This is a genomic window from Marinomonas hwangdonensis, assembly GCF_003721245.1.
Taxonomy (GTDB): domain Bacteria; phylum Pseudomonadota; class Gammaproteobacteria; order Pseudomonadales; family Marinomonadaceae; genus Marinomonas; species Marinomonas hwangdonensis.
The window spans coordinates 88539-110748 of sequence record NZ_RIZG01000005.1 but is presented as its reverse complement, the minus strand read 5'-3'; the positions used below and the strand labels follow the sequence as shown (position 1 = coordinate 110748).

Annotated in this window: 22 protein-coding genes and 2 tRNA genes; 15 read left to right on the top strand and 9 right to left on the bottom strand. The window is 47.2% G+C overall.

From position 1 onward, the window contains the following. Positions 1–108 precede the first annotated feature (108 nt). The 12 genes from EBI00_RS09955 (at position 109) to EBI00_RS09900 (ending at position 10461) form a co-directional block, all read left to right on the top strand. Positions 109–681, top strand: coding sequence for a YqgE/AlgH family protein (locus EBI00_RS09955; protein ID WP_241557008.1), 573 nt, complete (start codon positions 109–111; stop codon positions 679–681). After that, positions 681–1139, top strand: a complete 459-nt coding sequence (ruvX, locus tag EBI00_RS09950) for a Holliday junction resolvase RuvX (RefSeq protein WP_123095775.1) — start codon at positions 681–683, stop codon at positions 1137–1139. Before EBI00_RS09955 ends, ruvX begins: the two co-directional genes overlap by 1 nt. Before the next feature lie 46 nt (positions 1140–1185). Then, positions 1186–1683 (top strand): bifunctional pyr operon transcriptional regulator/uracil phosphoribosyltransferase PyrR, encoded by a 498-nt coding sequence (gene pyrR / locus EBI00_RS09945; RefSeq protein WP_123095774.1) that lies wholly within the window; start codon positions 1186–1188, stop codon positions 1681–1683. 227 nt (positions 1684–1910) lie between these two features. Beyond that, positions 1911–2915 (top strand): aspartate carbamoyltransferase catalytic subunit, encoded by a 1005-nt coding sequence (locus EBI00_RS09940; RefSeq protein ID WP_123095773.1) that lies wholly within the window; start codon positions 1911–1913, stop codon positions 2913–2915. Position 2916: 1 nt separating this feature from the next. Next, a complete protein-coding gene (locus tag EBI00_RS09935) occupies positions 2917–4194 on the top strand; it encodes a dihydroorotase (RefSeq protein WP_123095772.1) in 1278 nt (425 codons plus the stop codon). Positions 4195–4298: 104 nt separating this feature from the next. After that, entirely contained in the window at positions 4299–5396 is a 1098-nt protein-coding gene (locus EBI00_RS09930; protein ID WP_241557007.1) for a GGDEF domain-containing protein, read from the top strand. Between the two features lie 148 nt (positions 5397–5544). Further along, complete coding sequence (locus EBI00_RS09925; protein WP_123095771.1) at positions 5545–6276, top strand: YggS family pyridoxal phosphate-dependent enzyme; 732 nt, start codon at positions 5545–5547, stop codon at positions 6274–6276. Positions 6277–6347: 71 nt separating this feature from the next. Further along, on the top strand, positions 6348–7190 hold the full coding sequence (gene proC, locus EBI00_RS09920; RefSeq protein ID WP_123095770.1) for a pyrroline-5-carboxylate reductase: 843 nt from the start codon (positions 6348–6350) through the stop codon (positions 7188–7190). Positions 7191–7192: 2 nt separating this feature from the next. After that, the gene (locus EBI00_RS09915) at positions 7193–7735 is read left to right on the top strand and encodes a YggT family protein (protein WP_123095769.1); all 543 of its coding nucleotides are present in this window, start codon (positions 7193–7195) and stop codon (positions 7733–7735) included. A gap of 169 nt (positions 7736–7904) precedes the next feature. Further along, positions 7905–8390, top strand: a complete 486-nt coding sequence (gene coaD / locus EBI00_RS09910) for a pantetheine-phosphate adenylyltransferase (protein WP_123095768.1) — start codon at positions 7905–7907, stop codon at positions 8388–8390. Between the two features lie 63 nt (positions 8391–8453). Beyond that, the gene (locus tag EBI00_RS09905) at positions 8454–8705 is read left to right on the top strand and encodes a YfhL family 4Fe-4S dicluster ferredoxin (RefSeq protein ID WP_123095767.1); all 252 of its coding nucleotides are present in this window, start codon (positions 8454–8456) and stop codon (positions 8703–8705) included. Positions 8706–8727: 22 nt separating this feature from the next. Next, on the top strand, positions 8728–10461 hold the full coding sequence (locus EBI00_RS09900; protein WP_123095766.1) for a potassium/proton antiporter: 1734 nt from the start codon (positions 8728–8730) through the stop codon (positions 10459–10461). A 31-nt stretch (positions 10462–10492) separates the two neighbouring features. On the opposite strand, the gene EBI00_RS09895 is transcribed toward EBI00_RS09900, so the two are convergent. Further along, positions 10493–11596, bottom strand: a complete 1104-nt coding sequence (locus EBI00_RS09895; protein ID WP_123095765.1) for a potassium channel family protein — start codon at positions 11594–11596, stop codon at positions 10493–10495. Beyond that, positions 11596–12081: a tRNA (uridine(34)/cytosine(34)/5-carboxymethylaminomethyluridine(34)-2'-O)-methyltransferase TrmL gene (trmL, locus tag EBI00_RS09890; protein ID WP_123095764.1), complete on the bottom strand. Its 486-nt coding sequence runs from the start codon at positions 12079–12081 to the stop codon at positions 11596–11598. The genes EBI00_RS09895 and trmL overlap by 1 nt, the downstream gene beginning before the upstream one ends. Before the next feature lie 120 nt (positions 12082–12201). On the opposite strand from trmL, the gene EBI00_RS09885 reads away from it, so the two are divergent. Next, positions 12202–12277, top strand: a tRNA-Phe gene (locus tag EBI00_RS09885). Positions 12278–12363: 86 nt separating this feature from the next. Next, positions 12364–12439, top strand: a tRNA-Phe gene (locus EBI00_RS09880). 2 nt (positions 12440–12441) lie between these two features. On the opposite strand, the gene EBI00_RS09875 is transcribed toward EBI00_RS09880, so the two are convergent. The 6 genes from EBI00_RS09875 to EBI00_RS09850 form a co-directional block, all read right to left on the bottom strand. After that, a complete protein-coding gene (locus EBI00_RS09875; protein ID WP_123095763.1) occupies positions 12442–14475 on the bottom strand; it encodes a tRNA(Met) cytidine acetyltransferase TmcA domain-containing protein in 2034 nt (677 codons plus the stop codon). 10 nt (positions 14476–14485) lie between these two features. Further along, complete coding sequence (locus EBI00_RS09870; protein ID WP_123095762.1) at positions 14486–16453, bottom strand: methyl-accepting chemotaxis protein; 1968 nt, start codon at positions 16451–16453, stop codon at positions 14486–14488. Positions 16454–16736: 283 nt separating this feature from the next. Next, the gene (gene prpD, locus EBI00_RS09865; protein ID WP_123095761.1) at positions 16737–18224 is read right to left on the bottom strand and encodes a 2-methylcitrate dehydratase; all 1488 of its coding nucleotides are present in this window, start codon (positions 18222–18224) and stop codon (positions 16737–16739) included. Between the two features lie 46 nt (positions 18225–18270). Further along, a complete protein-coding gene (gene prpC, locus EBI00_RS09860; RefSeq protein ID WP_123095760.1) occupies positions 18271–19398 on the bottom strand; it encodes a bifunctional 2-methylcitrate synthase/citrate synthase in 1128 nt (375 codons plus the stop codon). Positions 19399–19435: 37 nt separating this feature from the next. After that, a complete protein-coding gene (gene prpB, locus EBI00_RS09855) occupies positions 19436–20314 on the bottom strand; it encodes a methylisocitrate lyase (protein ID WP_123095759.1) in 879 nt (292 codons plus the stop codon). A gap of 29 nt (positions 20315–20343) precedes the next feature. Continuing rightward, the gene (locus EBI00_RS09850; protein WP_241557006.1) at positions 20344–21051 is read right to left on the bottom strand and encodes a GntR family transcriptional regulator; all 708 of its coding nucleotides are present in this window, start codon (positions 21049–21051) and stop codon (positions 20344–20346) included. 262 nt (positions 21052–21313) lie between these two features. On the opposite strand from EBI00_RS09850, the gene EBI00_RS09845 reads away from it, so the two are divergent. Beyond that, positions 21314–21574 (top strand): DUF5062 family protein, encoded by a 261-nt coding sequence (locus tag EBI00_RS09845; RefSeq protein ID WP_123095758.1) that lies wholly within the window; start codon positions 21314–21316, stop codon positions 21572–21574. Positions 21575–21623: 49 nt separating this feature from the next. On the opposite strand, the gene EBI00_RS09840 is transcribed toward EBI00_RS09845, so the two are convergent. Further along, entirely contained in the window at positions 21624–22088 is a 465-nt protein-coding gene (locus tag EBI00_RS09840) for an Lrp/AsnC family transcriptional regulator (protein WP_123095757.1), read from the bottom strand. Between the last annotated feature and the right edge of the window lie 122 nt (positions 22089–22210).

Sequence of the window (22210 nt, the reverse complement as noted above, 5' to 3'; positions counted from 1 at the left end):
TTACTGTCTATTTTGCCTCTTTGGCATCTTGTTGTTTTTAGATCCAAGTACTTCTTAAGTTTAAGTAATCAGCGCCATGTTTGCGTTGTCATCAATTAAAGAGGGCCCATGACTATGAATGCATTTTTCGACTCGTTTAAAAATCACTTCTTAATTTCTATGCCACATTTAAATGATCCACATTTTGAACATACGGTTATTTATCTTTGTGAACACAACAGCGAAGGTGCGATGGGCATTATTGTCAATCGTCCTGCTAATGTGGATTTTACTGAACTGGCTGACCACTTGGGTCTGACTATTTATGCCCCGTTATTACGTTCGGAGCCTATCTATAATGGTGGGCCGGTGGAGGCGGAGCGTGGTTTTATCCTTCATACGGCGGATAAATCCTGGGAGCGAACACTGCGCGTGACGGACGAGATTTCATTATCTGCGTCTTTGGAAGCGTTAGAAGACATAGCGCAAGGACAGGGGCCAGAAGCCTTCCGTATTACGCTTGGTTGTGCGGGTTGGGACGCTGGACAGTTAGAATCCGAGATTGCCAATAATGATTGGCTGGTATGTGAGGCGGATTTAGACGTATTATTCCATACACCAAGCGATATGCAATTTACCGCGGCGACACGCGTACTGGGGATTGATATGGCACGACTTTCACCGGATATAGGGCATGGTTAATGACGGCGACATCGTCTTCGGATAATGATCATAAGCCCAATACTGTTCGTTCAGTATTGGGCTTTGATTTTGGTACAACGCGCATCGGCGTAGCGATTGGACAAACGATAACGGGGACCGCGCAACCACTGGCGCCTCTTAAAGCAAAAGAAGGTATTCCGAATTGGGATGAAATCGCTCGTGTAGTGGAAGAATGGCAACCTGATGCGTTTGTGGTGGGTTTGCCGTTAGACATGGACGGTGCTGAAAATGAAATGTGCCAGCGGGCGCGCAAGTTTGCTAAACGGCTCCATGGACGCTTTAATCGTCCGTATTATATGGTAGACGAGCGATTGTCTTCCTATGAAGCCAAAGGACAGGTGATTGCCCGTGGAGGCAATCGCAACTTTAAAGAAAACTCCGTAGATGGTTTGGCTGCTCAGATGATTTTAGAAACCTGGTTTGCTGAAGCCATCTAGGATTTTGTACACATGAGCGAATTGAGTAACGAGGTATGAGGGAATAATGAAGTTAGATTTAGAGCGCTCTCTTGCGTCAATGAAAACACAATTGGCGACGTACTGTGAGAAGAAAAACATTGAAAACGCCATTGTCGTTGGTATTCATACTGGTGGTGTTTGGGTGGCAGAACAATTACTGTCTGCGGTGCCTACTAACGAGCCGTTAGCCACGTTAGATATTACGTTTTACCGCGATGACTTTACTAAAGCGGGGTTAAATCCTAAGGTCAATCAGACGTCTTTGCCTGCGATTGAAGATCGTCATGTGATTCTTGTGGATGATGTGTTGATGTCTGGGCGCACGGTTCGAGCTGCGATGAACGAGATTTTTGACTTCGGTCGACCTGCGAGTATTACCCTCGCCATTCTATATGACCTGGGGCAGCATGAGTTGCCGATTGCAGCTGACATTGTCGGTGAGCAGTTAACGCTTAATCCTGATCAAAGAGTCAAGCTGACAGGGCCTCAACCGCTAAGTGTTTGTTTGATTGACGCCCATTAAAATGGCGAACAAGGCTTTATTTTTTGTTAAACACAGACGACAATTAACCTATGAATAGGTTTGACGGTAGCGTTTTACATCTAATGACATCTTGCTCTAGTAAAAGGGCGAGACAGCCGTTTTATGCCTTTGGTGCCCAGTTGTAGCTTGTCTGCGCTGGGCATTTTCTTATTTAGAACACATAATAAAAAGACGATTTTGTCTTTGCAGTTTAAGGAAAGCAAACCATGATGCGATCCGAGCCTCGGGCAGTACAGCTAAATGAACACGGTCAGCTTAAGCATTTTTTAACGCTAGACGGTCTCGATAAAACTCTGTTAACAGAGATTCTGGATCGAGCAGAATCTTTTCTTTCCATGGGTGAACAGTCGGTTAAGAAAGTCCCGCTTTTACGTGGTAAGACGGTCGTTAACTTATTTTTTGAAAACTCCACTCGTACCCGTACAACCTTTGAACTAGCGGCCAAGCGTTTGTCAGCGGATGTGATAAATCTGAACATAGAGACATCGGCGACCTCCAAAGGGGAATCTTTGCTGGATACGCTGAAAAATCTAGAAGCCATGCAAAGTGATATGTTTATTGTGCGCCATTCAGACAGTGGTTCGGCACATTTTATTGCTGAGCATTGCACACCCAATATCGCGATTATTAATGCGGGCGATGGTCGTCATGCTCATCCAACTCAAGCCATGCTAGATATGCTGACAATTCGTCGGCACAAGGGCGGTTTTGAGGGGTTAAAAGTCGCGATTGTCGGCGATATTTTGCATTCTCGGGTTGCTCGTTCGCAGTTGCAGGCCCTGACCACTTTGGGGGTCAGTGAAGTTCGCTTGGTGGGGCCTAAGACCTTGGTGCCAAGTTTCTTTGCCGAGATGGGAGCGACGATTTGTCATGACTTAGAAGCGGGCCTGAAAGACGTGGATGTGATCGTGATGTTGCGTCTGCAGAAAGAACGTATGAAAGGCGCTTTATTGCCGAGCGAGAGTGAGTTTTATCGTTTGTATGGTCTAACGGTCGAAACGCTGGCGTGGGCAAAGCCGGACGCCATTGTTATGCACCCAGGGCCGATTAACCGCGGTGTAGAGATTTCTTCTGAAGTTGCTGATGGCAAACAATCGGTTATTCTGGATCAGGTAACGAATGGGATTGCGGTGCGGATGGCGGTGATGTCTATGGCGATGAGTGGGCAGTTACAAAGTGCTGATTCGTCTGCAGCAGGGGAAGAAAAATAACATGAAATTACGTATTCAAAATGGTCGTTTGATCGATCCAAGTCAGGGTATCGATACGGTAACGGATCTGTTTATCGACAATCAAAAAATTGTCGCGATTGGACACGCGCCAGAAGGCTTTGATGAGGCGGAAATACTGGATGCCTCAGGGTTGTGGGTGTTACCTGGTTTGGTTGATCTTGCCGTATCGTTACGGGAGCCTGGACAAACGCAAAAAGGCAGTATTGCGACCGAGGGTCGAGCGGCCGTCGCAGGTGGTGTCACCACCTTGATTTGCCCACCCGATACGCGTCCTATTGTTGATACGCCAGCAGTTGCGGCGCTCATTCAGGACAAAGCCGACGACGCCGGCATGGCCAATGTATTTCCATTAGGTGCTCTTACTCAGGGGCTTGAAGGTGCACAGCTAAGCAATATGGTGGCGTTGACTGACGCGGGTTGTGTTGCTTTGTCAAACCACCGTTATCCTATAGCCAGCACCAAGGTGCTAGCACGAGCGCTTGAGTATGCGGCTACGCATGATTTGTTAGTGGTATTCCACCCTGATGAGTCGAGCCTTTCTGAAGGAGGCTGCGCCCATGAAGGGTTGGTATCCACTATGCATGGCTTGGCTGGTATTCCGGAAGAAGCCGAAACGATTGCACTAATGCGAGATCTCTTGCTGGTTGAAAAAACCGGTGTGCGTGCGCATTTTGCGCGCTTGTCTTGTGCGAAGTCGGTTGAAATGATTGCGAATGCTAAAGCGTCGGGTCTTGATGTCACCGCCGATGTTGCCGTGCACAATTTGTTGCTTAACGATCAAGTATTGAGTCGATTTGATGGCCAATACCACGTCTTGCCTCCGTTACGAAGTGACGAAGACCGCTTAACCTTGATCGAAGGGATCAAGGCTGGCGTGATTTCAGCGATTTGTTCTGATCATCAACCCCATGAAAAAATGGCAAAAATTGCGCCTTTTGCGGCCACAGAGCCTGGTATGGCGAATGTTGAAATCCTCTTGCCTTTAGCGATGCAATTGATGGACGAAGGCGATTTAGACTTTTCGACGGTGTTAACCTGTTTAACTTCCGGTCCTGCAGGGTGTTTTGGTTTGGAGGCAGGCTCCTTGTCTGTGGGCAGTTTTGCGGATTTTATCTTGTTTGATAGTACGGCACGTTGGGTATGGTCCTATGAAACGCGCAAAACCAAAGGCCATAACTCGCCGTATTTAGAAGAAGAATTTGTCGGCCGTGTTATGGCCACTTATATTTCGGGCCAACGCGTTTATCAAGTTGTTTGAGATAAAAAGCTGAGATAAAGAACAGACAAACAAATAAAAGGTAAGGATGCTTTACAGCGACTTACCTTTTAAGCTTTTAACACTTTGTATCGATAGGATAGTGGATGATGTCCAATGACGCCTCAAAACGAGAGCTCAAGGAACCTGCGTTAGTGAAAAACCGTACCGTCTCGCTGGAGCATGATATGCTCAAAAAAATACACAGCGCCACACCGCATATCTTACAGGCGCTGTCTCAAGGGACGTTACTGCGCTCATTGTTCAATCGTGCCGAGGCGAATCTTAAGGCCTTGTTGTCTCACTCTTACTGCTTGTTCATTACATGTGATAAACATTGTGCTAACTGGTATCTGCCCCAACAAGATTCGACGAACCGTGTCTTATTAAATCGCCATGGTCGTCTAACGTCTATTCCTCAGGCGGTGATCACGTTTGCGGCCAGTTTATCTTGTCCTATGCGCTACTTTGAGGGCATCAGGCAAGCGTCAGACTGGAACGTATGGTCGTCTTTTTTCGCTGACAATGCGTTCGAAGAGGTCGCTATGACGAGTGCCGTGGACCATCACGGTACCGTCTATCTTGCTTTGGTCTTTCAGAAACAGGCACATCGTTTGGAGGAGTCGCTCATAGAGCTGGCGTTGTGCCATCATACGGCTCTGATAAGAGCCATTTTTGAGCGTGAAAAAGCGGACTTTTTGCTGTTAGAAGAGAATTATCGAGATCCCTCTACTGGGCTATTGCGTCGTCATAGTTTTGATAACAGTTTTAATATCGTGTTAAAAGATTCTCGTCGTCAGTTTCAACGCGCGGCGGTGTTTTCGATCCGTTTGCTGTCTTCTTCAAAAGTGGATGAGGGTGAGTTGAAAACGCTCGTTGATGTGATTCGAGATACGGTGCGAGACAATGATCTTGTGGCGCGGTACGATGAGCATGAGTTGGTGATGGGGATTCGCATTCAGCACCACAGCGATGCTGAGGTGGTAGCAGAAAAAATTCTGACGTCGCTTAATTTGGCGAAATTTCAAAAAAATACCTTAATTAATGGCGGAGTGGCCATTGGTATCGCGTTTTATCCAGAGCATTCTTCTTTGCGATCGCTTCATCAAGCGGCATTGCTCGCGGCGGGTGTATTGGGAAGGCACTCTGGGTATCGTCTTGAGTTTCATGGTGAGTACTATGAAACCAGTGCGGCATTTTATTAGATCTGATGGCGAGAGTGGTGTTTCTCATTCTCGGCAAGGGGCATTTGATGAAAAAACGTGTTTTTAGTTTGTGTGGTTTAAATGCACGCTCAACTCCCTCTATCCTATGGCAAAATACCCTTTATCTAATGAAAGGAGCATGATCGATATGACAATTGAGATCAATAACGAGGAGACTGATGCTATTGGCGTGCGTTTCACCCAGGTTTCGCAGCATATTGAGCAGCTAACGCGTCAGTATCAGCGCGCTGCAGGTGATGTGAAATTGCTTGCGGTGAGCAAGACAAAACCGCTGTCTTCTATTAGAGCGGCCTACGCATTGGGGCAAAAAGCGTTTGGCGAAAACTACGTGCAAGAAGCGGTTGATAAGTACCACGCGCTCTCTGACTTAACAGACATTGAGTGGCACTTTATTGGCCCAATACAGTCGAATAAATCTCGTGCGATTGCAGAGACTATGGATTGGGTTCATTCGGTGGATCGTGAAAAAATTGCGCGTCGTTTGAGTGAGCAGCGTGGTGCGTCCTTACCTCCGTTAAATGTCTGTATTCAAGTGAATATCAGCGGTGAAGAGAGCAAGTCAGGGATTCCTTTAGCTGAATTAGACGCCATGGTTGCTTTGGTGACCAGCTTGCCTAACCTTTCTCTGCGAGGCCTAATGGCAATTCCGGCTCCGCAAGAGAATCACGCCGCACAGTGTGCCGTGTATGCGCCGTTAACACAGGCTTTTCTGGCTTTGTCGCAATCGCATACTAGTGTCGATACGCTGTCGATTGGTATGTCTGGGGATCTGGCGGCCGCCATTGAATCGGGCAGCACTTTAGTACGTGTGGGAACCGCTATCTTTGGGGAAAGAGCGCATCCTGTTAACGCGTCGTGATTCATGGAGCGACACGATTTACATATAGGGCTTTTTGAGCCAATTCAAAGAACGATAAATTAGGAAACAAGATGACACCAAGTATTGCTTTTATTGGCGTAGGGAATATGGCGAGAGCGATTTTTAGCGGTATGCTTGTTAGTGGCTACCCCGCTGACAAAATCATCGGAACATCGAGAACCGCAGAAAAACGTGATCACTACCAACAGACCTTTGGTATTTCTATGTTGGCAGACAATGGCGAAGCGCTAAAGCGTGCTGACGTCATAGTTCTGTGTGTTAAACCAGCACAGATGCAGGCCGTGATAGACGCTTTTGCTGCCCATGTGCGTGCGGATCAATTGTTTATTTCTGTGGCCGCAGGTGTTGAGCTGGGTGCCATGGAGCATTGGTTAGGTCAACCGGTTGCCTTGGTTCGCAGTATGCCCAATACACCGTCACAGCTTGGTGCAGGAATGACAGGACTGATTGCCAATGCGCACACCAGTGACGAACAAAAAAGCTGGGTGACAGAACTGTTTTCCAGCGTGGGCGACTCTGTCTGGGTAGAAAAAGAAGAGCACATGCACACAGTCACCAGCCTTTCTGGTAGTGCGCCAGCGTATTTTTTCCGTTTTTTAGAAGCCATGATTAAAAATGGCGTCGAGCAGGGGCTAGACGAGGAAACCAGTCGCAAATTGGCCAGTCTGACGATGATGGGGGCCGCGCGTATGGTCATTGATCTGGATGAACCTATTTCTCAATTGCGTAAGAATATCACCTCGCCGAATGGTACAACAGAGCAAGCGTTACTCTCGTTTGAAGCGTCTGATATAGATAAAATCGTCGCTGATGCCATGACAGCCTGTGTTAACCGATCTAAGTCACTAGCAAGCGATTTTTCGGCTTCAAAAAATGAAAGTAAGGACGGTTAATCATGTATTCAGATCCCTTTGTAATGTTGATCAAGGTTGTTTGTAACCTGTATCTTTTTATTGTGTTATTGCGGTTGGTGCTCCAGCTGACACGGGCTGATTTTTATAACCCTATTAGTCAGGGTGTGGTAAAAGCGACCAGTCCTTTTGTTTTGCCATTGAGAAAGGTGATTCCGGCTATAGGCCGTGTTGATACCGCTTCTTTAGTGTTGGCGTTTTTTGTGCAGTTTTTGACAGTACTGTTAGTCGTGTTTATGAGTGGTGCAACTATCCCAGCGGTGGGTTATGCCATCTATACAGTGGCGGGGACTGTGTATCATCTTTTAGATTTGTATTTTTGGGCTATGCTTATTTCAGTGATCTTAAGCTGGGTGGCGCCTGGGGCGAGCCATCCTGGTGCGCTTTTGATTGGTCAGATTACGGCGCCACTTTATCGGGCTTGTCAGCGTATTATCCCGCCCCTTGGTGGGTTGGATTTATCGCCAATTTTTATTTTTCTGGCGATTTCGTTCTTGAAGCAGCTATTGGCGCCTTATAGTATTTAGCTTTGATAGTAGACTCAGTAAAGAACAAGGAATAATCTAGACGCTCGCTGTGAATTGAGAACACGGGCGTATTCCTATATGATGCGGACCCTAGACGGGAATTTGAACGAATGGTGGCTTGTCAGCGTTTTTCTCTTTCTCCCTTATTAATTTTTTTTGGATGAAAGCTATGAGTACTATTGCGGTTTATCCGGGGACATTTGATCCTATTACAAATGGCCATACGGATTTAGTTGAGCGCGCATCAAAGCTGTTTAACCAGGTTATCGTCGCGGTTGCTGCAAGCCCTAAAAAACGTCCAGCGCTTTCCCATGAGATGCGTATATCATTGGCTAAACACGTGCTGGCGCACCTCCCTAATGTAGAAGTGGTGGGCTTTGATAATTTATTGACCGAGTTTACTCGTTCGGTAAAAGGTCAAGTGGTGATTCGTGGTTTACGTGCCGTGTCGGATTTCGAATACGAATTCCAACTGGCGAACATGAACCGTGCTATCGCGCCAGATGTGGAAAGTATCTTTTTAACGCCTTCAGAAAAGCATTCCTATATTTCTTCGACCTTAGTGCGAGAAATTGCTTCTTTGAACGGTGATTTTGGTCAGTTTGTTAATCCAGAAGTGAAGCGAGTTCTGCAAGAGCATTATCAAACGATTTGATGCGCGAGCAGTGCGTATTTTAAGAGATCGCCGTACGTTTTATGGCGGTTTTAGGAGAGAAAAATGTCTCTTATTATTACTGATGAATGCATTAATTGTGACGTGTGTGAACCAGAATGTCCTAATGAGGCCATTTCTGCGGGTGATGAGATCTATGTGATCGATCCCTCTAAATGCACGGAATGTGTTGGTCATTTTGATGAGCCCCAATGCCAGCAAGTATGTCCTGTTGATTGTATTCCTCTTGATCCGAACCGTAAGGAAACGGAAGAACAGTTAATGGAAAAATACTTAACACTCACAGGGCAGCTTTAACCGATAGAAGGGTGTTGCCACTATCGATACAAACAGTTTTATCTTTCTAGCCGGTATTTTGTTATTAATTAGCATTCTGGCTAGTTCATTTACCGTTCGTTTCGGCCTACCTTTGTTGCTTGTCTTTCTCGGTATCGGGATGTTGGCAGGTGAAGACGGTCTGGGCCGACTGGGTTTTGACAACCCAAATCTTGCCTTTTTTGTTGGTAACCTTGCATTAGCCGTCATTCTTCTCGATGGCGGTATGCAAACTAAAGCCAGTACCTTTCGTGTGGCTTTATGGCCTTCCTTATCTCTTGCTACCTTTGGGGTGATCCTAACCGCTGCCGCTGTGGGTGGCTTTGCTGCCTGGTTGCTTGACGTAAAGCTGATTTACGGTCTGTTGCTGGGGGCGACGGTTGGCTCTACCGATGCCGCTGCGGTTTTCAGTTTGCTGCGCAATAGCGGTGTGAAGTTAAACGAGCGCGTTGGTGGAACGCTAGAAATAGAGTCGGGTGCCAATGATCCCATGGCTATTCTGCTGGTGGTGATGTTAACGGGCGTGTTACAAAGTTCAGACTCTTTGAGTGTTTGGCTCTTCTTAGGGCAAATGGTTCAGCAGTTTGCGATAGGAGGCGGACTTGGGCTGCTCGGTGGTAAGCTTTTGTTGTTGGTGCTGCGCCGTGTTCCCCTTATTGAAGGCTTGTATGCGCTGCTGATTATTTCATTTGGATTAGCGGTTTTTTCAGGCGTTAATCTGATTGGTGGCAGTGGTTTTCTGGCTGTGTATCTGGTTGGTTTAACGGTGGGTAACGGCCGTATTAAGCATGAAGAGTCTATCTCACAGGTCATGGATGGTTTGGCGTGGTTATCCCAAGCAGGCATGTTTTTGCTGTTAGGCTTGTTGGTGACACCGTCAAACTTGTTAACCCATGGTTTACAGGCACTCGCTATTGCCACCTTCCTTATTTTTGTGGCGCGTCCACTCGCCGTTATGCTGTGCTTGCTGCCTTTTGGTTTTCGTTGGTCAGAGCGTTTCTACATTAGCTGGGTAGGTCTACGAGGGGCTGTGCCTATTGTATTGGCCTTGTATCCAGTGATTGCAGGCCTTTCAAACGCAGCATTGTTATTCGAAATTACGTTCACCGTGGTGTTGATCTCATTGTTGTTACAAGGGTCGACTGTGCCGGTTGTGGCGCGTTGGTTGAAGGTATCCGTTCCGCCTGCGCCCGCACCAACGACGCGTTTTTCATTGATTGAAAATGATGCCCATCACTCTTTGGAATTGTATGAGTTTTTGGTACAAACGGAAGGCATACGTATTCCGGTATCTATCGTACAAAATGTCCCCAGCGTCACAGTATCAACTCCTCAGCTAGTGTCTCTGGTTCGTGAACAGCGTCCTATTGTAGTAAACGCTGAAACGGTGTTGAAGCTAGGTGACAGAATTTGGATGTTGTTGCACCCTGATGACGTGAATGATGTGGCGCAGATATTTTCTCAGCAGGCGTCTAGTTCGTTTTTGCTGCAAAACTTTTTTGGTGAATTCGCGATTCGCGGTGATGCGTCCTTGGTTGATTTGGCAAAGGCGTATGGTGTGCCGTTAGAGGGTTTGAGTACAGATGACACCGCGTCAGATTTGTTGCAGCGTAAGCTTGGCAAACATCTCGTGGTAGGAGACCGTGTTCGTTTTGGCAATATACGCCTTACCATTCGTCAAATGCATGGTGATCAGATCGAGATCATCGGGCTCAAACTACAAGATAAGCAAGTTTGAAGCCCAAGTTTTTATGCGTTTGCCTGTTGCGCTAAGAGTGAAAAAAACGCCCTATCTCTTGTAGGGATGGAATGATTTGATCATCGTTAATCAAAATGATCAGGCCTTCGGCGTCAATCACGGAATAGGTTTGTGGGTGAGTAATGACGTCACCATTTTGCGTTATGTAACCTAGTGCTGTGCCCACGTCTTTCTCGATTAACGTGGTCACAATGTCTCGCCACATGATGCCTGAGATACGCACGTCCAATCTAATCGTGTGGTCGCCTTGATGGCGGAATAAATCTTCCAATACTTGCTCTGTTCCAGGGGCGATCAATGAGCGCACAAGCATCTCAGGGTAAGCTCGTACAGGGCGAATTACGGCTTTTGCACCGGCTGCTTTAAATCGAGAGCGATTTGAATCGTTAATGGCCTCTGACATGACAAAAGCAGGCGCTTTTAATGCCTGAATACGATGCAGGGTATCAAAAGTCAAACTGTCAGAGTGGCTATTGTGAATGTCCTGACAGAGCACAATAATGTATTTCGCTTTTTTAGCCCCTGCGCATTCTAATTTGCCGTCTTCCAATGGATCGCCTGTGTGGTGAACCACGCCTTTTGCGCGCAAATCAATCGGTAAGCCTTCAGGGAAGTCGGTGGTTAATATTTGTATTGGCGTGTCTTGTAATTCAGGTGTGATGTTTATTTGATTAACGAGCAAGCTGAGGTAGCGTTCTGCGTCGTGCTTTGGGGTATTGACGATCAGTATATGATTTTCCATTTCATCCCACTTAATTCGGCCTTTGATACGCATTTCTTTGCGCATCAGTCTGAGTTCCACGTAGTCACTGGCAGTCTGTGCGAGCAAGGTGATGCCCATGCCATAAATCAGCACTATGGTTGAGAATTGCCCCCAAAATGTAATGGCAGAAATGTCTCCGTATCCTGTTGTGCTGGCTGAGGTCATTGTCAGCCAAAAAGCCTGCCACCAATCTAGATCTTCAAAGAAGATCATGGCCAGACTGTGCAAGACAATGACAAGTATAAACAAGAGAATGCGCTTTTTAATGTCACTCGTTTCGTGCAGATGGACTTTTTTACGAAATGTACGGCGGGTTGCGTTCCGTCGCAGTAGCAGTGCGAGTGTGTTCATTACGAGCCTGAGTTATTCGGATTACTGGGTTGAGCATAGCCTAGCTGACGCCACGATTCATAGACCATAACCGCAACCGTGTTGGACAAGTTTAAGCTTCTAGAGCTGGCCTGCATGGGCAAACGCAGTCTTTGTTCTAAGGGTAATGCCTCGATAAATTCAGCGGGCAGTCCGCGTGTCTCCGGTCCAAAAACCAAGACATCGTTTTCTACAAAATGGGCTTCGCTGTGGGTACGGCTGCCTTTTGTGGTTAGGGCGTAAACAGTACCAATGGTATTTTGATCAAGAAAGGCTTGAAAATCGGCATAGCGTTTTACTGGAGAAAATTCATGGTAATCCAGCCCAGCTCGACGTAACTTTTTATCATCGAGCTCAAACCCGAGAGGTTCAATGAGGTGCAGCTGGTAGCCAGTATTGGCACACAAACGAATAACGTTTCCCGTATTAGGTGGGATCTCTGGTTGATAAAGTACAATGTGAAGCATGAAGGTATCTCCTTGATATTGGAGTGATAATACCAGAGTGAGAGGAAAAACTAACTTTTTAAATTATTTTTAAAAAAACTATTGACCGCAAAAAAGGTTTCTCTATAATACGCACCACTTGCCCAGATAGCTCAGTCGGTAGAGCAGAGGATTGAAAATCCTCGTGTCGGCGGTTCGATTCCGTCTCTGGGCACCATGATCAAAGAGAAAGCCTGCTAAATTAGCGGGCTTTTTTTTGGCCTCAACGGTGTGTTTACACTCTAGATAATCTGTTTCTTATATGCCCAGATAGCTCAGTTGGTAGAGCAGAGGATTGAAAATCCTCGTGTCGGCGGTTCGATTCCGTCTCTGGGCACCATCCTAATGTGTCATCGGTAATTTCTCTAACTCACGACTTACTCGCTCTTTCAGGGCACGATAAAACGCTTTTTTGCCGTCAAAGCCTAGTCTATGAGCGTCTTTTTCTGACAGTGTGTTGAAAGCACAGCCCAATAGTTGGCTGTCTTTTGGCGTTTGGGTATTCAGTTGATCTCGCTCAAGCAGTGATAATGCCAGTGCGTAAAGGGCGGTTCGTATGGTGTCGTAGGGTCGGTGATGATCACAAAAAAAGCGTAAATCCGCGAGGTCTTTGTGGTTGAGTTCGTGCAGTGAATCTTTGTCTAAGAAGGCGCATTCTTGGGTTAATACTTTACAGACGTCGTCTGGCAATGCTCGCAAGCCTAGCGTCAAATCCGTGTGCCAGTGGCGAGCAAAAAAAACGTGCCATAGGTTCTGCTTGGGTTCCGCTCTAGCTGAGGTGCCATGCAGCATCATCAGCGAGTAGCTTCCACTGGCGTGGTCTTGGCTGGTTCCTAACCGCACACTGTGAAAATGGTTGTGTTGCCAAAATGCGATGACGTCTGCTGTCGCGGCAAAACTGGTACACACCAAGTCGATGGCGTCTTCCTTGGCTTTGGTTTGTATACTCTGCACCAGTTGGCTGCCTCGGCCTTGGCGTTGCTGTGCGGCGGCAATGGCAATACGGCTGATGCGCCAATAAGAAAAAGCGCCAGCGTCTTCAATGCCTTCGTGTGCCAGTAACGATTGTGGTAGCAGGTGTCCACGAGGGCGTCGCCTTCCTTGCGCCACTTGCTGGGCAAGTTCGTCGGGCAAGCTTCCTTCTTCAATCACCAAGGCAACGCCAATGAGCCGTCCTTGTTGGTATTGCAAAAAGGTCAGCACACTGGGGTCGTCTACGAGCCATCTTTTATTGTCAGGTGTCGTTTGGTAGTGAGCGCTAACTAATAAAGCAAAGGCTTGATCTAACAGTTGCGGGTATTGCAACCATGCTCGTCCCCGAACTGTCGCTGGCTGTTGCGGATGATAAAACGACGCGTGATAATCGGAAAATAAACAGAGGTGCAGCCAGGATTCCAGTGGGTCGTTTTCTCCCCATCGAATAGGCTGAGTTAAACCATGGGAAAACACCTGTCCTTGATGTTGAGCAAGCTGCTCGACAAAGCGAATGCCAAAACCGCGCCCTGATCCCTCGTAACCATAGTCTGTGCTGCTGTATACCAAGTGAGCGGCTTTATTGAGCAACTTGTCTAAAATCGGTAAGGGTAAGCTAGCGGCTTCGTCTACCACGAGTACATCGTATGTTTGGTTTGATGCAAGCAGCGCATCTGGTGCTTGAAATGGCAGTATTTCAGAATCTTGCTCAAACGCGGCTTTTAAAGTGGCCACATTGTGAGGCGTGGCCGCCGTTGACATCACACTCAATCCATGGCGTTGTGCCTGCGCTAAAAAGCACCCAAGCGCATAAGATTTGCCTCGGCCTCTGGGCGCTAAAAGCAGATGGACACTGGTATCATTGAGCGTCGAGAGCATATTGGAAATAAGCGACGCCTGTTCCTCTGTTACGGTATTTGGCTCGTCAGAGGTCAGACTGTGACACCATGTTTCTGGCCACTGTGTGGAAAAGGGCGAGTCTGGTTGAGTTAATGCATCCCAAAAAAGTGGCTTATAAAAACTGGTTTGTGTTTCTGCCTCCAAGGGCCAAGGCAGGCAGCGAGCGAGTTCAAGATCGGCGCTGTGTCGCCAATCTTCACCAAGGTGAATGACAAACAAACCGCCGCCGTTGACAGTCCCGGCCACCATAGCCAAAGCGGATAAATGCAACCCCTGGCTTAGGTCTAGCAGCACCGCCCCGTAACTTTGGCCTAGGGTTTTGTTGAGTGCATTAAACCCCATGTGGGGAAGGAAAGGGTGTTCCACAGCAAGATGGCTCACAATTAAGCCATCTACCGCAGGAGTACACAGCGCAGAGAATCGATCAAGCGTCTCTTGCCAAGGCGCAAGACTTAACACGCAATGGCGGTGTAATCTTTGTCGATGCAACGACGCTGCGTTCATATTCTTCCAGCTAGTCTATTTTAAATTTGGTTAGGTGCTCTCGTAATTGACGCGCTAGCTCGCCGATGCGATTGCTGTGGGTTTGCGAGTTTCTTACCTCGTCGAGTGTGGCTTGTGCGGATTCAAACAAATGTCCGGTGTTGCCTTTTATTTGAATGGCGGCCACGCTTTGTTCTTCTGTTGCTGCTGCGACGCTTTCAATGCCTTTGGCTACTACGCCCATGGATTGACGGATTTGAGATAAGAGTTCAGCGGCGTCTGTGGTTTGCTTGACGCTGAGTGCAACCTGATCGCGTCCGTTTTGCATGGTGCTCACTGCAGAACGGCTGCCTTCTTGTAAGCGTAACACAACAGTTTGAATTTCTTCGGTAGATTGTTGGGTGCGTTGTGCTAACACTCGCACTTCATCAGCGACCACCGCAAATCCACGACCCTGTTCTCCTGCGCGTGCGGCTTCGATGGCGGCATTTAATGCCAATAAGTTGGTTTGTTCCGCGATTGAGTTGATAACGCTGACAACCGCACCAATGTTGGTGGTGCTACTTTCTACTTCGGCAATGGTTTGTGCTGCGTGCTCAAACGAACTGGATAGGTTACCAACGGTTCGTTCCACTTGCTGTACTGCGGCAAAACCTTGTTCTGTCACATTATTAACAGAATTGCTTTCACTGGATACTTCAATCGAGCTGTTAGCCACTTCTTGAGTGGAGGCAGAGACCTGCTCGATAGCGGAGGCGACTTCCGTGCAGGCTTGTGTGCTCTTCGTGGCGCTGTCATTTAAGTGTTGATTGACGTCATTGATTTGCTTGGAAGAGGCCAATAACTCGCGGCTGGATTCACTGACTTGTTTGATTAGTACAAGTAAGTCTTTGCGCATGATTTGAGCGGCAATTTGTAGATGATGTAGCTCATTATTACTTGTAGAGGGCGCTTGACGTTGAAAGCGAAACGTTAAGTCTCCTTGCCCAATGGCTTTTAACCCTTGGCTGATGTTGATCAAAGGGCGTAAAGCGCGTCGAATAAACCACCACAATGACAGCGCCAATAGTATGGCTCCCGCCGCAGCAACGGCGGCTGTAATGTAGAGGATGGCATTGATGTCTGCTTGGTACTCAGCGGTGTAGGTTTTGATCGCCACCACCCAATCCCAACCTTCTACCTTTTGAAAAATCGCTTTGGACTCTTGTTCGTCCGCATCTTGTCCTTGTATTTGCACTTTGTAATAGATAACACCGTTGTCGTTTTGGAACATCTTTTGAAATTCGTTTTTGACGCTAGGGAACAGAGTGAAAAGGTTTTTTCCCGTGACGCTCGTGCTGGGGTGAATCAGCATATTGCCTTCGCTTACCCCGGTGTCTGCAACAAACACATAGCCTTGTCGGCCAAAAGACAGTGTTTTGAGGTGCTGTGCCATACCATTGATCACCCGATCAAGAGGGATCAGATTCACAATGTACACACTCTTATCGCTGTCTAACGGAGTGATGTTGGTTAAGTAAGATTTCTGGTTGATTGTTAGCTTGCCAAATGTCCCGAATGTCGCGGGTGTGCTAAAACGCGACACGTTCAGGTTAGATGACGAGGACATTACCGAGTACTGATTATTGTTCCGCTCCGCTAGCAATATCTCGGATTGAGAGCGGTTTTTTAGGGTTTGTAATATTGTCGCATTGGCTTCAATAGGACGGTCATTCATCATAATCGTCTGATTTTGACGACGAATTAGCGGCGACAGTGTAATGTTGATCAAGTCAGAAGTTCGTTCTAGGTTGTGCTTAGTTAGGTCATATGCCGTTTCGAGCTCATGCGCTACGAGCGCGACTTCGTTTTTTTGATGGTGGGTAACAATGCCATTAATCTTATTATTAAGAAGGTTGCTGATTGCGAGAAACAGCAACACAAAAATTACGGAAATAAGCACCAGTGCGCCAAGGCTGACTTGGTTTGGTAAGCGCATATTACGTATGGTCGTCATCATGAGTAGAACATCCTATGTCATTGGGTTTTACTGTTGGAATGGTGGGTTAATGGCCGCTACTCTAGCAAATAAGACCAAAACATCAAATGATATTATTTCTCATTTGATGGTTTTAAGTTACTAAACAGCATGAATAGCAAGCAAGGCATAAAGTAAACGCTAACAGTGACGCTTTAATGACCTGTTTGAGTAAAAACAGAGGAGGTTATGAAAACCAGAAAAAAGAAAAAGCCGTTATGTTGTAACGGCTTTTGAATGGACGAATTCGTTTATGAAAACGAATTTAGGCGATGACAAATAAATCCATGAAGCGATTTACAGCTGTATCTTCAAGGGCTTTTTGATCCTTGCAAAGGGCAAAAATGCTCTGGCATTGATGGCTTGGAAAACGCGTTGCTAAGTTGTTTTTAAACTTCTGCTCTAACAAAGGAATGCCTTCTTCACGACGACGACGGTGTCCGACTGGGTATTCCACCACCACTTCTTCAGTACTGCTACCATCATTAAAAAACACCTGAATCGCATTGGCGATAGAACGTTTATCGGCTTCTAAATATTCGGCTGTAAAGCGTTTGTCTTCGACGATTTCCATCTTGTTACGCAGCTCATCGATGATGGGGTTGGCTGCATGGAAGTCATCTTCATAATGCTCGGCGATCAAATTACCAAAGGCCAGCGGCACAGCGGCCATGTATTGCAAGCAATGGTCACGGTCGGCGGCATTCGCCAATGGGCCGGACTTGGAAATAATGCGAATGGCCGATTCATGAGTGCGAATAACGATCTTATCGATCTCTGCCAAACGATCTTTCACCAAAGGATGCAAGGTCACCGCGGCTTCGGCTGCCGTTTGGGCATGGAACTCGGCAGGGAAGGAGATCTTAAACAAGACGTTTTCCATCACATAAGTGCCGTAATCTTGCGAGAAAGAAAACTGACGTTTGTCATTTGGCTTGATGGCTTGGTCTTTGTTGGTTTTCGAGAAAGACACGTCATAAAAGCCCCACTGATCAGCCGTTAGCACACCAGGAATGCCCATTTCACCTCGCATCGACATGTCCGCTAAGCGCACCGCGCGGGACGTGGCATCGCCTGCAGCCCAAGACTTACGCGAGCCAGCGTTTGGTGCATGACGATAAGTGCGCAGCGCCGAGCCATCGACCCACGCTTGTGAGATCGCCGCCATGATTTGTTCTCTGTCGCCGCCCATCATCTTGGTAACGACCGCAACCGACGCCACCCGTACTAAAAGCACGTGACACAAACCCACACGGTTGAACGAGTTTTCTAGGGCAATAACACCTTGGATTTCATGGGCCATGACCATGGCTTCTAGCACTTCGCGCATGGTCATTGGGCTGTCGCCCTTTGATAGTCGAACCTGTGAAAGATGATCCGCGACCGCCAAAATGCCACCTAAGTTATCGGAAGGATGTCCCCATTCTGCCGCCAACCAGGTATCGTTGTAATCCAACCAGCGAATGATACAACCAATGTCCCAGGCGGCTTTAACGGGGTCGAGCGATAAAGACGTGCCCGGTACACGAGCACCATTGGGTACCACTGTGCCTTGTACGATGGGGCCGAGGTGCTTGGTACATTCTGGGAAGCGCAAGGCAAGCAAGCCACAGCCGAGCGTATCCATTAAACAGTTGCGGGCTGTGTCGAGGGCTTCTTGGCTTTCTACTTTAAAGTTCAGTACATAATCCGCGATGTCTTGAATGACTTGGTCATAATCTGGGCGGTTGTTCAAATCTACGTTGTTACTCATTTTTTGTCCTTATTGAAAATAGGGTGCTATCGGGTCGTGTGTTGAATTAAGCGCGGTCGTCTATATCGATCCAGTCAGCATGATCTGGCCCTGTGTAGTCGGCGCTAGGTCGAATAATACGGTTGTTAGCTCTTTGCTCCATGACGTGAGCAGCCCAGCCGGTTACGCGGGAGCATACGAAAATCGGCGTAAATAATTTGGTTGGAATACCCATAAAGCGATAAGCGCTGGCGTGGAAAAAATCGGCGTTACAGAAGAGTTTTTTCTCGCGCCACATGACGGCTTCGCAGCGTTCCGAGACGGCATAAAGATGCTTGTCGCCGACGGCGTCGCTGAGTTTCTTCGACCACTTTTTAATAATGTCATTGCGTGGGTCGCGCTCGCTGTAAATAGCGTGACCAAAACCCATGATTTTTTCTTTGTGGGCTAATTTGTGCAGCAATGCCGCTTCGGCTTCTTCTGGGGTTTTCCATGGTTCTATCATGTCCATGGCCGCTTCGTTTGCACCGCCATGAAGTGGACCACGCAAGCTACCAATGCCGCCCGTTATGCACGAGTGCATGTCGGATAACGTAGAGGCACAGACACGAGCGGTAAAGGTGGAGGCGTTGAATTCGTGCTCAGCATACAGAATCAAAGAAGCGTTCATCACTTGGGTATGAAGCGCATTCGGGGCTTCGTCGTGCAGCATGGTGAGGAAATGCCCTGCCAGCGAGGGAACATGGGCATTTAATGTGTCGACACGGACACCGTCATGGCTAAAGCGATACCAGTACAAAACAATCGCGGGTAACGTAGCGACGAGACGATCGGCGGCTTGATGTTGATCCTCTAAGGTCAGTTCGGGTTCTAGGTTGCCAAGAAAAGAGCAGCCAGTACGCATCACATCCATCGGATGAGCGTCTGCAGGAATCAGTTCTAGGGCTTTTTTTAAGGTCTCTGGCAGTGAACGCAACCCCATGAGCTTTTCTTCGTAGGCCGCCAATTCTGTGCGATTCGGTAAATGGCCGTACAGTAAAAGGTAGGCCACTTCTTCGAAGCTGGCTTTGTCGGCCAATACATCTATGTCGTAACCACGATAGGTTAATCCAGCCGCGGCTTTACCCACGGTGCAAAGTGCGGTTTCACCTGCGCTTTGGCCTCGTAGGCCGGCGCCAGAAAGTACTTTAGCCATGTTTTACTCCTGATGATTGTTGTTATTTTTTAGGCTCTTATTTTTTAGAGAAGAGGGCGTCTAGTTTGTCTTCGTATTCATGGTAGTTAAGAAACTCGTAAAGCTCATTACGCGTTTGCATGCTGTCGACCACATTGCGCTGGTGGCCGTCACTCAGCAGATGCTGATAGACATTTAACGCCGCTTTGTTCATGGCGCGAAAAGCGCTCAATGGGTAAAGCACTAAATCCACCCCTACACTGGCCAACTCTTCTTTGCTGAAAAGTGGTGTCGCGCCAAATTCAGTGATGTTGGCCAATACGGGAACCTTCACAGCAGCGACAAATTCTTTGTATTGGTCCAAGGTGATCATGGCTTCTGGGAAAATCATATCAGCACCGGCTTCAACACAAGCGATGGCTCGCTCGATGGCCGATTCCATGCCTTCTACCGCCAAGGCATCGGTACGTGCCATGATGACAAAGTTGTCGTCAATGCGAGCGTCTACGCAGGCTTTTATGCGGTCAACCATTTCGTTTTGGCTGACAATGGCTTTATTTGGGCGATGACCGCAGCGCTTTTGTTGTACTTGGTCTTCAATATGCACCGCTGCCGCACCGGCTTTTTCCATTTGCTGAATGGTTCGGGTGATATTAAAAGCGCCGCCAAATCCTGTGTCGATGTCGACTAACAAGGGCAAGTTGGATGCCGAGGTAATACGACGTACGTCTTCTAGCACATCATGTAAATCTGTCATGCCAAGGTCTGGTAAACCATAGGACGCATTGGCGACGCCTGCGCCTGACAGATACAGGGCATGATGTCCAGTTTGTTCTGCCATCATGGCGCAATAGGCATTGACCGCGCCCACGACCTGCAAAGGGGATTGTGTTGCGACTGCGTGTCTAAAACGAGCGCCAGCGGAATGTGTTGTCATTATTTTTTCCTCTTTCAAATGAATGTCTTTTAGCTAGGTGAAGCAACAGAGACGTGCTCCATCGCTTGTTTTAATAGGTGACTGGCGCGGCTAATGTGACGACGCATCAGCAGTTCAGCCAAGTCGCCTTCATGATTCGCGATGGCGTCTAAAATGGCCCTGTGCTCACGCAATGCTTGGCGTGGATCGCTGCGTTGATCCGCGGTGTGACGGCGATACATGCGGATAACGGCATACAATTCTTCGGTTAACAGACGGATCAGCTTGGTGTTTCTACTGGCGTGAATGATGCGCAGGTGAAAGTCATCGTTTCCGCCTTGTTGAACATAGTGGTCGTCTTGGTTTGCGTCTAGGTGTGCTTGATGTTTGTCGATTAACTGGTATAAGCTCTTTACTTCCTCACCGCTCATGGTAGTGGCCGCTAATCTGGCCGCCATACCTTCTAATGCTTCGCGCATGGTGAAGGTATCCAACATGTCCTGAATATTCAGTTGTATGACGCGAGCACCCACGTTGGCGGTGCGCGTGACCAACCCAAGTCCTTCTAACTTTACAATGGCTTCTCGCAGCGGACCGCGAGAGACGCCGTATTGTTTGGCCAGTTCTGGCTCAGAGATTTTACTGCCTTGAGGGATGTGCCCTGTCACAATGGCGTTCGTTAGCTGCTGAGCGATGTCTTCAGACAGGGTCGCAGATTTGATTGAAATAAGGTTGTTCATAAAAACAAATGGCTTCATTGTTGACAATGTTTCTAGTTATAGTCGGGTTTTAGGGGTTTATCAAGTAAGATTGTCGACAATAATGCGTTTTTCTTCTTATCCTTTAGTCTTATAAATAGTCTTATAAAATACTCTCTTATAAGCAAAAATATCGTTAACATTATGTTTATTAAGTATTTTTAGGTCTATATTTAATGAAATGCACGACCTAAGAGAGAAAGCTGTTAGAGTCAAGTTGTTGACATAGCGATGGACTCATAAGCGAGAGATAAGGAAAACTATGAAAAAAATTAAAAATGAAGCCGCCTTGAGTAAGAAAGCCATCCAAGTGGGTGAAAATTATGCTTTGAAACGGGGCTATGATGGGTTTTCAGCCACCATGTCGGCGAATGAAAAAACCGAGTCTATTTATCGTTTGCTTGTGCTCGATAAATTGATTGTTGCTTTGCCTGCCGATAAAGAAGACTTGCCTAGTATGAAACATAAACTGGCGCTATGGATTCAAAAGCATTTGCCAAAAGACGACCCATTGCTCAAGTAGCTGGCTCTTAGTGTTTCATCATGAGCGATCTGTTCTTAATGGTTCGCTCTTAGCTCAGAGGAAGTGTGGTGATGTTTTTGACTTCTCGCATGGTGAAGTGGCTTTGGGCTTCTTGAATATGCGGTAATTGCAACAAGTGTGTGCGCAAAAAGTGCTCGTAACTTTCAATGCTTTTGGAAACCACTCTTAGGCTGTAATCCATGGCACCCGAAATGGTCCAGCATTCAACGACCTCCGGAAAGTCGACAATGGCTTGCTCAAATTCATCCAGCATCTTTCGGCCGTGGGAAGACAGCTTGATGTTGACCAAAACCACAATGCCTAACCCAATCTTGTTTCTATTCAAAATGGCTCTTGTGGAGTCAATAAACCCTTCTTGTTCTAATCGATTGATGCGCCGCCAGCAGGGCGATTGTGACAAACCAATGCGCTCCGCAACTTGGGTAGCGCTTAGGTTCCCATCGTGTTGCAGTAAATTGAGGATTTTACGGTCGGTTGAATCTAGCTGTTCCATAGTGTGAATCTCTAAAAATGCTGCATAAACATATAGGATTCTATTGTGTTTATTCAAGGCTTTATTTATTTTATGTTATAACATAACATTTAGTCATGGGCATTTTTGTGTTTATGTGGCGT

Excerpts from the sequence above, each read along its gene's own strand:
- prpB (WP_123095759.1), bottom strand. The coding sequence starts at position 20,314 with ATGACAACACATTCCGCTGGCGCTCGTTTTAGACACGCAGTCGCAACA.
- EBI00_RS09930 (WP_241557007.1), top strand. The coding sequence starts at position 4,299 with ATGATGTCCAATGACGCCTCAAAACGAGAGCTCAAGGAACCTGCGTTA.
- EBI00_RS09915 (WP_123095769.1), top strand. The coding sequence starts at position 7,193 with ATGTATTCAGATCCCTTTGTAATGTTGATCAAGGTTGTTTGTAACCTG.
- EBI00_RS09875 (WP_123095763.1), bottom strand. The coding sequence starts at position 14,475 with ATGAACGCAGCGTCGTTGCATCGACAAAGATTACACCGCCATTGCGTG.
- EBI00_RS09845 (WP_123095758.1), top strand. The coding sequence starts at position 21,314 with ATGAAAAAAATTAAAAATGAAGCCGCCTTGAGTAAGAAAGCCATCCAA.
- EBI00_RS09935 (WP_123095772.1), top strand. The coding sequence starts at position 2,917 with ATGAAATTACGTATTCAAAATGGTCGTTTGATCGATCCAAGTCAGGGT.
- EBI00_RS09940 (WP_123095773.1), top strand. The coding sequence starts at position 1,911 with ATGATGCGATCCGAGCCTCGGGCAGTACAGCTAAATGAACACGGTCAG.
- coaD (WP_123095768.1), top strand. The coding sequence starts at position 7,905 with ATGAGTACTATTGCGGTTTATCCGGGGACATTTGATCCTATTACAAAT.
- EBI00_RS09955 (WP_241557008.1), top strand. The coding sequence starts at position 109 with ATGACTATGAATGCATTTTTCGACTCGTTTAAAAATCACTTCTTAATT.
- prpD (WP_123095761.1), bottom strand. The coding sequence starts at position 18,224 with ATGAGTAACAACGTAGATTTGAACAACCGCCCAGATTATGACCAAGTC.
- EBI00_RS09925 (WP_123095771.1), top strand. The coding sequence starts at position 5,545 with ATGACAATTGAGATCAATAACGAGGAGACTGATGCTATTGGCGTGCGT.
- EBI00_RS09870 (WP_123095762.1), bottom strand. The coding sequence starts at position 16,453 with ATGATGACGACCATACGTAATATGCGCTTACCAAACCAAGTCAGCCTT.
- prpC (WP_123095760.1), bottom strand. The coding sequence starts at position 19,398 with ATGGCTAAAGTACTTTCTGGCGCCGGCCTACGAGGCCAAAGCGCAGGT.
- trmL (WP_123095764.1), bottom strand. The coding sequence starts at position 12,081 with ATGCTTCACATTGTACTTTATCAACCAGAGATCCCACCTAATACGGGA.
- EBI00_RS09850 (WP_241557006.1), bottom strand. The coding sequence starts at position 21,051 with ATGAAGCCATTTGTTTTTATGAACAACCTTATTTCAATCAAATCTGCG.
- EBI00_RS09895 (WP_123095765.1), bottom strand. The coding sequence starts at position 11,596 with ATGAACACACTCGCACTGCTACTGCGACGGAACGCAACCCGCCGTACA.
- pyrR (WP_123095774.1), top strand. The coding sequence starts at position 1,186 with ATGAAGTTAGATTTAGAGCGCTCTCTTGCGTCAATGAAAACACAATTG.
- EBI00_RS09840 (WP_123095757.1), bottom strand. The coding sequence starts at position 22,088 with ATGGAACAGCTAGATTCAACCGACCGTAAAATCCTCAATTTACTGCAA.
- EBI00_RS09905 (WP_123095767.1), top strand. The coding sequence starts at position 8,454 with ATGTCTCTTATTATTACTGATGAATGCATTAATTGTGACGTGTGTGAA.
- ruvX (WP_123095775.1), top strand. The coding sequence starts at position 681 with ATGACGGCGACATCGTCTTCGGATAATGATCATAAGCCCAATACTGTT.
- proC (WP_123095770.1), top strand. The coding sequence starts at position 6,348 with ATGACACCAAGTATTGCTTTTATTGGCGTAGGGAATATGGCGAGAGCG.